The organism is Streptomyces sp. SID5910 (assembly GCF_009862125.1).
In the GTDB taxonomy this organism is placed as follows: Bacteria; Actinomycetota; Actinomycetes; order Streptomycetales; family Streptomycetaceae; genus Streptomyces.
The window spans coordinates 1-11,802 of sequence record NZ_WWHX01000534.1; the positions used below are offsets into that span (position 1 = coordinate 1).

Annotated in this window: 8 protein-coding genes; all 8 read left to right on the forward strand. The window is 71.7% G+C overall.

Annotated elements, in window-relative coordinates; translation table 11 throughout:
* A partial coding sequence (locus GTW67_RS18715) for an ROK family protein (RefSeq protein WP_161165964.1) occupies positions 1-319 on the forward strand: 319 nt, incomplete at its 5' end.
* Positions 320-458: 139 nt separating this feature from the next.
* Entirely contained in the window at positions 459-1,976 is a 1,518-nt protein-coding gene (locus GTW67_RS18720; RefSeq protein ID WP_161165965.1) for a sugar ABC transporter ATP-binding protein, read from the forward strand.
* Positions 1,973-2,992 carry an ABC transporter permease gene (locus GTW67_RS18725; RefSeq protein WP_161165966.1) on the forward strand — a complete coding sequence of 340 codons (1,020 nt, stop codon included), beginning with the start codon at positions 1,973-1,975 and terminating at the stop codon, positions 2,990-2,992. The genes GTW67_RS18720 and GTW67_RS18725 overlap by 4 nt, the downstream gene beginning before the upstream one ends.
* A gap of 17 nt (positions 2,993-3,009) precedes the next feature.
* Positions 3,010-4,053 (forward strand): substrate-binding domain-containing protein, encoded by a 1,044-nt coding sequence (locus tag GTW67_RS18730; RefSeq protein ID WP_161165967.1) that lies wholly within the window; start codon positions 3,010-3,012, stop codon positions 4,051-4,053.
* 85 nt (positions 4,054-4,138) lie between these two features.
* The gene (locus tag GTW67_RS18735; RefSeq protein WP_161165968.1) at positions 4,139-5,422 is read left to right on the forward strand and encodes a Gfo/Idh/MocA family protein; all 1,284 of its coding nucleotides are present in this window, start codon (positions 4,139-4,141) and stop codon (positions 5,420-5,422) included.
* A 15-nt stretch (positions 5,423-5,437) separates the two neighbouring features.
* Complete coding sequence (locus tag GTW67_RS18740) at positions 5,438-6,436, forward strand: sugar phosphate isomerase/epimerase family protein (RefSeq protein ID WP_161165969.1); 999 nt, start codon at positions 5,438-5,440, stop codon at positions 6,434-6,436.
* Positions 6,437-6,733: 297 nt separating this feature from the next.
* The gene (locus tag GTW67_RS18745) at positions 6,734-10,438 is read left to right on the forward strand and encodes a ThuA domain-containing protein (protein WP_161165970.1); all 3,705 of its coding nucleotides are present in this window, start codon (positions 6,734-6,736) and stop codon (positions 10,436-10,438) included.
* 128 nt (positions 10,439-10,566) lie between these two features.
* On the forward strand, positions 10,567-11,790 hold the full coding sequence (locus GTW67_RS18750) for an inositol-3-phosphate synthase (protein WP_161165971.1): 1,224 nt from the start codon (positions 10,567-10,569) through the stop codon (positions 11,788-11,790).
* Positions 11,791-11,802: the final 12 nt, after the last annotated feature.

Sequence of the window (11,802 nt, forward strand, 5' to 3'; positions counted from 1 at the left end):
CCTCAGCGCCGCCGACGTCGCCGCCGCGGCCGCCGCGGGCGACGCCACCGCCCTCGACCTGATCCGGGAGGGCGGCCGCAGCACCGGCCAGGTCATCGCCGGCCTGGTCAGCTTCTTCAACCCGGGACTGGTCGTGATCGGCGGCGGGGTGACCGGCCTCGGGCACAACCTGCTCGCCGCGATCCGCACGCAGGTCTACCGCCAGTCGCTGCCGCTCGCGACCGGCAACCTGCCCATCGTCCTCGGGGAGCTGGGCCCCACCGCCGGCGTCATCGGCGCGGCCCGGCTGATCAGCGACCACCTCTTCTCACCCGCGTAGCACCGTTCGGTTCCGCAGCTCCACCCAGCACGGCGCCCTACCCCGTCACGCCCTGTTCCGCATCACCACGACCTGCTTCGCCCTGCCCTGCCCCGCTCTGCCCTGACACCGGCCCGCATGCCCGCCGAGGGGACCTCACATGGCACCAGAACCACCGCTGCTCAGCATGTCCGGCATCACCAAGTCGTTCCCCGGAGTCCGGGCCCTCGACGGCGTCGACCTCGACGTCCAGGCCGGCGAGGTGCACTGCCTGCTCGGCCAGAACGGGGCCGGCAAGTCCACCCTCATCAAGGTGCTCGCCGGCGTCCACCAGCCCGACACCGGCACCATCCGCTGGCGCGGCGAGGACGTCACCCTGCGCTCGCCGATCGCCGCCATGCGCCTCGGCATCGCCACCATCTACCAGGAACTCGACCTGGTGGAACACCTGTCGGTCGCCGAGAACGTCCACATCGGCCACGAGCCGACCACCGCCGGCTTCGTCGTGCGGGGACGCGCGGCCAGGGCGTCGACCGCCCAGTTGCTCAAGCGGCTCGGCCACCCCGAGGTCGACCCGGGCCGGCTGGTCGGCGACCTGTCGGCGGCGCAGCAGCAGATCGTGTCCATGGCGCGGGCGCTCTCCCACGACGTACGGCTCATCGTGATGGACGAACCGTCCGCCGCCCTCGACCCGGACGAGGTCGACAACCTCTTCCGCATCGTCGCCGACCTCACCGCCGACGGCGTCGCCGTCGTCTACATCTCGCACCGCCTGGAGGAGATCCGCCGCATCGGCGACCGGGTCACCGTCCTGAAGGACGGCCGGGCCGTCGCCGGCGGACTGCCCGCCGAGTCGACCCCGACCCGCGACGTGGTGGCGCTGATGACGGGACGCAACGTCGAGTACGTCTTCCCCGACCGGCCGCTCTCACCGCCGGCCGCGGAGCCCGTGCTGAGCGTGCGCGGGCTGGCCCGGGAGGGCGAGTTCGCCCCGCTCGACCTGGACGTCCGCCCCGGCGAGATCGTCGGCCTGGCCGGCCTCGTCGGCTCCGGCCGCTCCGAGATCCTGGAGACCGTCTACGGGGCGCGCAGGCCGAGCGCCGGACAGGTCCTCGTCGACGGGCGCGCCCTGCGGCCCGGCAGCGTGCGCGCCGCCGTCCGCGCCGGACTCGGACTCGCCCCCGAGGAACGCAAGGCGCAGGCCCTGCTGATGCTGGAGTCCGTCACCCGCAACGTGTCGGTGTCCGCCATGTCCCGCTTCTCGCGCGCCGGCTGGATCGACCGCGGCGCCGAGGCGGGCGCGGCCCGCGCGGCCACCCGCGAACTGTCACTCAGGCCCGACAACCCGGCCGTGCCCGTGCGCACCCTGTCCGGCGGCAACCAGCAGAAGGCGGTCCTCGCCCGCTGGCTGCTGCGCGGCTGCCGCGTCCTGCTCCTGGACGAACCCACCCGCGGCGTCGACGTCGGCGCCCGCGCCGAGCTCTACGCGGTCATCCGCCGCCTCGCCGACGAGGGCCTCGCCGTCCTGCTGGTCTCCAGCGAGGTGCCCGAGGTCCTCGGCCTCGCCGACCGCGTGCTGGTGCTGCGCGAGGGCCGCGTCGTGCACGAGGCCCCCGCCCGCGAACTCGACGAACACCGCGTACTCGACCTCGTGATGGAAGGAAGCCCGGCGTCATGACGCAGCACGTGTCCCCGCCACGGGGCGGCACCGGCAAGACCGCACCCGTGGACGGTCCGCCCGCCTGGCGGGGCCTGACCGCCCGCGCCGACCTGCGCACGCTCTCCCTGCTCGGCGTACTCGCCGTCCTGGTCCTCATCGGCGGCATCACCCAGCCCGACGCGTTCCTCGACACCCGCAACCTGCAACTGGTGCTCACCCAGGCCTCCGTGATCGGCGTCGTCACCGTCGGCATGACCTTCGTGATCGTCTCCGGCGGCATCGACCTGTCCGTCGGCGCCATCGTCGCCCTGTCCTCGGTGTGGGCGACCACGGTCGCCACCCAGGAGTTCGGCTTCGCCGGCATCCTGTTCACCGCGATCGCCGTCGGAGTGGGCTGCGGACTGGTCAACGGCGTGCTCGTCGCGTACGGCGCGATGGTCCCGTTCATCGCCACCCTCGCCATGCTGGCCTCGGCCCGCGGCCTCGCCCTTCAGATCACCGACGGCCGCACCCAGGTCGTCACGGTGCCCGGCGTGCTGGACCTCGCCGAACGCGACTCCTACGTGCTGGGCGTCCCGCCGCTGGTGCTGGTCTTCGCCGCCGTCACCGTCATCGGCTGGCTGGTGCTCAACCGGACCACCTTCGGGCGCCGCACCGTCGCCGTCGGCGGCAACCCGGAGGCCGCCCGGCTCGCCGGCATCGACGTCCGCCGCCAGCGGCTCTACCTCTACCTGCTGTCCGGGCTGTGCTGCGGCATCGCCGCCTTCCTGCTGATCGCCCTGGCCGGCTCGGGCCAGAACACCAACGGCAACCTCTACGAACTCGACGCCATCGCCGCCGCGATCATCGGCGGCACGCTCCTGACCGGAGGCCGCGGCACCATCGTCGGCTCCGTGCTCGGCGTCCTCATCTTCACCACGATCACCAACATCTTCGCCCTGAACAACCTCGAGACCGCAGTCCAGCAGATCGCCAAGGGAGCGATCATCGTCGCCGCCGTCCTGGTCCAGCGCCGTTCCGCGAGCACGACCTGAGGAAAGGGTTCACCACCATGCAGCAACTCCACGCGAGTCGCAGAGGACTGCTCTTCGGAGCCGCCGCCGTCTCCGCCGGTGCCTTCCTCACCGGCTGCACGAGCAACGAGAGCGACGACGACAAGCCGGCCGCCAACGACCAACCGGCCGCCGCCGACAAGCCGGGCAAGCCCGTCACCATCGGCTACGCCGGCCCCCAGGCCGACCACGGCTGGCTCAACGCCGTCAACGACCAGGCCAAGAAGCGCGCCGAGAAGTACTCCGAGATCACCATGGAGATCACCGAGGGCTCCAACGACACCGCGCAGCAGATCGGGCAGATCGAGACCCTCATCAACAAGAAGGTCGACGTCCTGGTCATCCTGCCGGCCGACGGCAAGGCCCTCACCCAGATCGGCCTGAAGGCGATGCGGGCGGGCATCCCCGTCATCAACCTCGACCGCATCTTCAACAGCCCCCAGGCCTACCGCTGCTGGGTCGGCGGCGACAACTACGGCATGGGGCTCAACGCCGCCCACTACATCGGCGAGAAGCTCAAGGACAAGTCGGACGCCAAGGTCATCGAGCTGGCCGGCATCGACAACCTGGAACTGACCCAGCAGCGCACCAAGGGCTTCGACGACGGCCTGAAGAACTACCCGAACATCAAGAAGGTGGCCCGCCAGGCCGCCGAGTTCACCGTCGAGTCCGGCCAGGCCAAGATGGCCCAACTGCTCCAGGCCCAGTCCACGTTCGACGCCCTGTGGAACCACGACGACGACCAGGGCGTGGGCGCGCTTCGCGCCATCGAGCAGGCGGGCCGCGACGACTTCCTGATGGTCGGCGGCGCCGGGGCGCTCTCCGCCTTCCAGGCCATCAAGGCGGACAGCGGCGTCCTCAAGGCGACCGTGCTGTACCCGCCGACCATGGCCGCCTCCGCGATCGACCTGGCCCGCGCCCTCGGCCAGGGCAAGGGGATCGGCGGACTCGCCGAGTTCGAGATCCCCTCGACGGTCACCTGCTACTCGGCCGTCGTCGACAAGGAGAACGTGGACCAGTACATGTCCACCGGCTTCAAGTGAGGCCCACCGCCCCGGCACCGGCCTGACCAGCCGGCCGGGGCGGGGCCCACCCCCACCGCGCCACCACGACGAGGAGGACATCCGCATGGGACAGCCGCAGCAGCCCGAGGGGGCCGGGGCGGAGCCGGCAGCGACCGGGACCGGTACCGGAACCGGCCACACGGCCACGGGGGCATCCGCGACCAGACCGCCGCTGCGCGTCGGCATGGTCGGCTACGCCTTCATGGGCGCCGCCCACTCCCAGGGCTGGCGCACCGCCGGCCGGGTCTTCGACCTGCCGCTGAACCCGGTCATGGCCGCCGTCTGCGGCCGGGACGCCGACGCCGTCCGCACGGTGGCCGACCGGCACGGCTGGGCGAGCACCGAGACCGACTGGCGGGCCCTGGTGGCACGGGACGACATCGACCTCGTCGACATCTGCACCCCCGGCGACAGCCACGCCGAGATCGCGCTGGCCGCGCTCGCCGCCGGCAAGCACGTCCTGTGCGAGAAGCCGCTCGCCAACACCGTCGCCGAGGCGGAGGCGATGACCCGGGCCGCCGAGGAGGCGGGCGCACGCGGACAGCTGGCCATGGTCGGCTTCAACTACCGCCGGGTGCCCGCCACCGCGCTGGCCCGGCGCATGGTCGTCGAGGGGCGCATCGGCCGGCTGCGGCACGTGCGGGTGACGTACCTCCAGGACTGGCTGGTGGACCCCGAGGCCCCGCTGACCTGGCGGCTGCGCAAGGAGCTGGCCGGCTCCGGGGCGCTCGGCGACCTGGGCGCGCACATCGTCGACCTCGCCCAGTACCTCACCGGCGAACGGCTCGCCGGCGTCTCCGCGCTCACCGAGACCTTCGTGCGCGAGCGCCCCCTGCCCGGCGGCGCGGCGCGGGGCCTGTCCGCCACGACGGCGGCCGGCACCGGCGAGGTCACCGTGGACGACGCCGCCGTGTTCACCGGCCGCTTCACCTCCGGCGCCCTCGCCTCCTTCGAGGCCACCCGGTACGCCACCGGCCGCAAGAACGCCCTGCGCATCGAACTCAACGGTGAGCGCGGCTCGCTCGCCTTCGACCTGGAGCGGCTCAACGAGCTCTCGTACCACGACGGGACCGAACCGGGGGAGCACGCCGGTTTCCGCCGCATCCTCGTCACCGAGCCCGAGCACCCCTACCTGGCCGCCTGGTGGCCGCCGGGCCACGGCCTCGGCTACGAGCACACCTTCGTCCACCAGGCGCGCGACCTCGTCCACGCGGTCGCCGAGGGCCGCCGTCCCGACCCCTCCTTCGCCGACGGGCTCCAGGTGCAGCGGGTCCTCGCGGCCGTGGAGGAGAGCGCCGAGAAGAACTCCGTCTACACGCCCGTCGCCATCACGTCGATCGCCGTCTGAGGAGGCCAGAAGCGCATGCCGCGCAACTTCACGCTGTTCACCGGGCAATGGGCCGACCTGCCCCTGGAGGAGGTCTGCCGGCTCGCCCGCGACTTCGGCTACGACGGCCTCGAACTCGCCTGCTGGGGAGACCACTTCGAGGTCGACAAGGCCCTCGCGGACCCGTCCTACGTCGACTCCCGCCACCAGCTGCTCGACAAGTACGGCCTGAAGTGCTGGGCGATCTCCAACCACCTCGTCGGGCAGGCCGTCTGCGACGCCATCATCGACGAACGCCACCAGGCCATCCTGCCCGCCCGCATCTGGGGCGACGGCGACGCGGAGGGCGTCCGGCAGCGCGCCGCCGCCGAGATCAAGGACACCGCGCGCGCCGCCGCCCGCTTCGGCGTCGACACCGTCATCGGCTTCACCGGGTCCGCCATCTGGCATCTGGTCGCCATGTTCCCGCCGGCGCCCGAGTCGATGATCGAACGCGGCTACCAGGACTTCGCGGACCGCTGGAACCCGATCCTCGACGTCTTCGACGCCGAGGGCGTGCGGTTTGCCCACGAGGTCCACCCCAGCGAGATCGCCTACGACTACTGGACCACCCAGCGCGCCCTGGAGGCCGTGGACCACCGGCCCGCGTTCGGCCTCAACTTCGACCCCTCGCACTTCGTGTGGCAGGACCTCGACCCGGTCGGCTTCCTGTGGGACTTCCGGGACCGGATCTACCACGTCGACTGCAAGGAGGCGCGCAGGCGCCTGGACGGCCGCAACGGCCGCCTCGGCTCCCACCTGCCGTGGGGCGACCCGCGGCGCGGCTGGGACTTCGTGTCGGCCGGGCACGGCGATGTCCCCTGGGAGGACGTCTTCCGCATGCTGCGCTCCATCGACTACGGGGGCCCGGTCTCCGTCGAGTGGGAGGACGCCGGCATGGACCGGCTCCAGGGCGCCCCCGAAGCCCTCACCCGGCTCAAGGCGTTCGACTTCGAGCCGCCCACCGCGTCCTTCGACGCCGCCTTCAACAGCTGATCCACGCGTCCGGCTGGTCCACGTGCCCAGCTGATCCACGCGTCCGGCGAGGGGCCGGCACGGGGGCCGGAACGTCCGCCGGTCCCCGGCCCGGCCTGCCCGGACCCTGCTTTGTCCTGCGCCGGGTAAAAGTTCAACTACCCGCGGTTCAAGGGGTATTCGCACAGGACAAACACGGCTAACGTCCCTGATGTGTTCAGGACACACACGCCTCCGGGGTGACGGCGCACCCCGGCGCCCGCACCGCACGTCTTCGCACCCGTTCCGTACGGCCCATTCCGTTCCCGGAGGGACTTCGTGCACAGAAGCAGACTCAAAGGCACCGACACCACGAGGCGGCCCCGACTTCGCACCACCCTCGCCCTGATCACCGGCCTCGCCCTGGCGGTGGCCACCCCGACCGTCGCCGGCGCCCACCCGGAGCTCGATGACGCGCCGGCTGCCGCCGAGGGGCAGTTCCAGCAGGTACCGCTCGCCAAGGGCGAGCCCGAGATGGGCGAGCCGATGTCACTCGCCGTCCTCCCGGACCGCAGCGTCCTGCACACCGCCCGCGACGGCACGCTCCGCCTCACCGACCAGGGCGGCGTCACCAAGGTCGCCGGCCGCATCCCCGTCTACAACCACGACGAGGAGGGCCTCCAGGGCGTCGGCATCGACCCGGACTTCAAGAACAACCGGGCGATCTACCTGTACTACGCCCCGCCGCTCGACACCCCCGCGGGCGACGCCCCGGAGACCGGCACCGCCGAGGACTTCAAGAAGTTCGACGGCGTCAACCGCCTCTCCCGCTTCGTCCTGAACGCCAACGGCACGCTGGACATGGCCAGCGAGAAGAAGGTCCTGGACGTCGCGGCCTCCCGCGGCACCTGCTGCCACGTCGGCGGCGACATCGCCTTCGACGCCGAGGGCAACCTCTACCTGTCCACCGGCGACGACTCGAACCCGTTCGCCTCCGACGGGTACAGCCCGATCGACGAACGCCCGGACCGCAACCCGGCGTTCGACGCCCGCCGCAGCGCCGGCAACACCAACGACCTGCGCGGCAAGATCCTGCGCATCAAGGTCGCCGAGGACGGCTCGTACACCGTCCCGGAAGGCAACCTCTTTGCCCCCGGCACCGAGAAGACCCGTCCCGAGATCTACGCGATGGGCTTCCGCAACCCGTTCCGCATCAGCGTCGACAAGAAGACCGGCACGGTCTACGTCGGTGACTACGGCCCCGACGCCGGCGCCGCCGACCCGAAGCGGGGCCCGGCCGGACAGGTCGAGTTCGCCAAGGTCACCAAGGCCGCCAACTTCGGCTGGCCGTTCTGCACCGGCGACAACGACCCGTACGTCGACTACGACTTCGCCACCAAGACCTCCGGCGAGACCTTCGACTGCGCCGCCCTCAAGAACACCTCGCCGCACAACACGGGCCTGGTCGATCTGCCGCCCGCGCAGGCCGCCTGGATCCCGTACGACGACGACTCCGTGCCCGAGTTCGGCAGCGGCTCCGAGTCCCCGATGGGCGGCCCGGTCTACCGCTACGATCCCGACCTCGACTCCAAGGTGAAGTTCCCCGAGGAGTACGACGGCGACTTCTTCGCCGGCGAGTTCGGCCGCCGCTGGATCAAGCGGATCGAGCAGACCGAGGACGGCTCGGTCGCGAAGATCAACGACTTCCCGTGGACCGGCACCCAGATCATGGACATGGAGTTCGGCCCCGACGGCGCCCTCTACGTCCTCGACTACGGCCTGTCCTGGTTCCAGGGCGACAAGGACTCCGCGCTCTACCGGATCGAGAACGCCGCGGACGGCTTCTCCCCGATCGCCGAGGTGAGCGCGAACAAGACGTCCGGCGCCGCCGGTCTGAAGGTCGCCTTCACCGGCTCCGCCAAGGACGCCGACTCCCCGGACCTCACCTACAGCTGGGACTTCGGCGACGGCACCAAGGGCGAGGGGCTGACCCCCACCCACCAGTACAAGAAGGTCGGCACCTACTCCGCGACCTTCACCGCGAAGGACCCCGAGGGCAACACCGGCCACGCCAGCGTCCGGATCGTGGTCGGCAACACCGAGCCCACGGTGAAGATCGAGGTGCCGGGCAACGGCAGCCTGGCCGCCTTCGGTGAGCCCGTCCCCTTCAAGGTGACGGTCACCGACCCCGAGGCGCCCGTCGACTGCGCCAAGGTCAAGGTCACCTACAGCCTCGGCCACGACTCCCACGCCCACGAGCTGACCAGCGAGACGGGCTGCGAGGGCACCCTGAAGCCGCCCGCCGGTGACGGCGGCCACGACCCCAACGCCAACATCTACGGCGTCGTCGGCGCCAGTTACACCGACGGCGGGGCGAACGGCCAGGAGGCCCTTACCGGCACCGCCCGCACCGTCGTCCAGCCGCTGCACCGCCAGGCCGAGCACTTCACCGCCCAGTCCGGGGTGAACACCTTCGACAAGGCCGAGGCCAACGGCGGCAAGACCGTCGGCAACATCGAGGACGGCGACTGGATCTCCTTCAGTCCCTACCGGTTCGACGGGCAGAAGAAGATGACCGTCCGGGCCTCCTCCGGCGGCGCCGGCGGCTACATCGAGCTGCGCACCGGCTCGCCCGACGGCCCCCTGCACGGCTCGGCGTACATCCCGCCGACCGGCGGCTGGGAGACCTTCCAGAACGTCGACGTCCCGCTGCGGGCCCTGCCCAAGAAGACCACCGACATCTACCTCGTCTTCAAGGGCGGCGACGGCGCGCTCTACGACGTGGACGACTTCGAGTTCTCCAAGGAGCCGTTCAAGAGCGGCAAGAAGGTCCTGGTCTTCTCCAAGACCGCGGGCTTCCGGCACGACTCCATCCCGGCCGGCATCGCCGCCCTGAAGGAGCTCGGCGCCCCGGCCGGCATCACGGTCGACGCGACCGAGGAGGCCGGGCAGTTCACCACGGCCAACCTCGCCAAGTACGACGCGGTGGCCTTCCTGTCCACCACCGGTGACGTCCTGAACGCCGACCAGCAGAAGGCGTTCGAGAACTACGTCGCGAACGGCGGCGGCTACATGGGCGTCCACGCCGCGGCCGACACCGAGTACGACTGGAAGTTCTACGGCGGCCTCGTCGGCGCCTACTTCGACTCGCACCCGGCCATCCAGAAGGCCACCGTCCGCGTCGAGGACCACGACCACCCGGCCTCCGCCCACCTCGGCGACACCTGGGAGCGCACCGACGAGCTGTACAACTACCGCACCAACCCGCGCGGCCAGGCCAAGGTCCTCGCCACCCTGGACGAGACCACCTACCAGGGCGGCACCATGAAGGGCGACCACCCGATCGCCTGGTGCCAGACCTACGAGGGCGGCCGCTCCTTCTACACCGGCCTCGGCCACACCAAGGAGTCCTACGCCGACGAGACCTTCCGCGCCCATCTGCTCGGCGGCCTCCAGTACGCCACCGGCCAGGTCAAGGCGGACTGCAAGCCGGCCAAGGGCTACCGGAAGATCTTCAACGGCCAGACCCTGGACGGCTGGAAGCAGGCCGGCCCCGGAAAGTTCACCGTCAAGGACGGCACCCTGGAGTCCGAGGGCGGCATGGGCCTGCTCTGGTACCAGGCCAAGGAGCTGAACTCGTACTCCCTCAAGCTCGACTGGAAGATGCAGGGGGACGACAACTCCGGTGTCTTCGTGGGCTTCCCCGCCTCCGACGACCCCTGGTCCGCGGTGAACAAGGGCTACGAGATCCAGATCGACGCCACGGACGCGCCCGACCGCACGACGGGCTCCGTCTACACCTTCAAGGCGGCGAACACCAAGGCCCGTGACCAGGTCCTGCGGCCGCCCGGCCAGTGGAACTCCTACGAGATCAAGGTCCAGGGCGAACGCCTCCAGGTGTTCCTCAACGGAGTCAAGATCAACGACTTCACCAACAAGGACCCCGAGCGGAGCCTGACCGACGGCTACATCGGCCTCCAGAACCACGGCGCCGACGACCAGGTCTCCTTCCGCGACATCCAGCTGAAGGAACTGCCCGAGTAGGGCCACCGAACGGCGGCGGGCGGAGGACGCCGGATCTCCGCCCGCCGTCACCCCGGGCCCCGCGCCCGGCACCCCGCTCGTCCCCTCCGGCACTCCCATCCGGTTCGCGTACGACAAGGAGGCTGCCCATGTCCGCCGAACCGTTCCTTCCCACCCCCGCCCCTTCGACGTCCCCCCGCCTCGGCGTCTGGTTCATCGGGGCGCGCGGATCCGTCGCCACGACCGCCGTCGCGGGCTGCGCCGCCGTCGCCGCCGGGCTCCACCCGCCGACCGGCATGGTCACCGAGACCCCCGACTTCGCCTCATGCGGCCTGCCGCCGCTGTCGTCCCTCGTCTTCGGGGGTCACGACACCGTCGACTGCCCGCTGCCCAAGCGCGCCGAGCACCTCGCCGCCGGCGGTGTCCTGCCGCACGGCCTGCCGTCCGCCGTGCACGCCGAACTCACCGCCGCCGACCGGGAGATACGGCCCGGCGGGCCGCTGCCGGGCGACACCGACGGCGGTCCCGGCCGCACCCAGGACGAGTGGATCGACGTGTTCGCCGCCGACATCCGCGACTTCACGGACCGCCAGGGCCTCGCGGGCACCGTCGTCATCAACGTCGCCTCCACCGAGCCCGCGCCCACCGACGGCTCCCTGCCGCCCAGCTCCCTCTACGCGGCGGCCGCCCTGCGCGCCGGCTGCGCCTACGTCAACTTCACTCCCTCCACGGGCCTGCACCACCCGGCGCTGGCCCCGCTCGCCGAGTCCTCGGGCGTGCCCTACGCGGGCCGCGACGGCAAGACCGGGCAGACCCTGCTGCGGTCCGTGCTCGGCCCGATGTTCGCGCAGCGGGCCCTCGCCGTGCGGGCCTGGTCCGGCACCAACCTGCTGGGCGGCGGCGACGGCGCCGCCCTCGCCGACCCCGCGGCCGCCGCGGCGAAGAACGCCGGCAAGGAGCGCGTCCTCGCCGACACCCTCGGTGCGGCGCCCGAGGGCGAGGTGCACATCGACGACGTGCCCGCGCTCGGGGACTGGAAGACGGCCTGGGACCACGTCGCCTTCGACGGCTTCCTCGGTGCCCGCATGGTCCTCCAGACCACCTGGCAGGGCTGCGACTCGGCGCTCGCCGCGCCGCTCGTCCTGGACCTGGCCCGGCTGGCCGCCCGCGCCCGGGAGAAGGGCCTGACCGGCCCGCTCGGCGCACTCGGCTTCTACTTCAAGGACCCGGTGGGGGACGGCCCGTCGTCCCTGGCCGAGCAGTACGGGGAGCTGACACGCTTCGCCGATCGGCTGAGGGACGGGGCGGACGGAGCCGACGAGCGGCTGGGGGACGGGCCGGACGGCGCCGACGACCGGGGGGCGCGGCGATGAGCCGCACCGTCG

Coding starts and splice junctions, on each gene's coding strand:
- GTW67_RS18720 (WP_161165965.1), top strand. CDS start 459: ATGGCACCAGAACCACCGCTGCTCAGCATGTCCGGCATCACCAAGTCG.
- GTW67_RS18725 (WP_161165966.1), top strand. CDS start 1,973: ATGACGCAGCACGTGTCCCCGCCACGGGGCGGCACCGGCAAGACCGCA.
- GTW67_RS18730 (WP_161165967.1), top strand. CDS start 3,010: ATGCAGCAACTCCACGCGAGTCGCAGAGGACTGCTCTTCGGAGCCGCC.
- GTW67_RS18735 (WP_161165968.1), top strand. CDS start 4,139: ATGGGACAGCCGCAGCAGCCCGAGGGGGCCGGGGCGGAGCCGGCAGCG.
- GTW67_RS18740 (WP_161165969.1), top strand. CDS start 5,438: ATGCCGCGCAACTTCACGCTGTTCACCGGGCAATGGGCCGACCTGCCC.
- GTW67_RS18750 (WP_161165971.1), top strand. CDS start 10,567: ATGTCCGCCGAACCGTTCCTTCCCACCCCCGCCCCTTCGACGTCCCCC.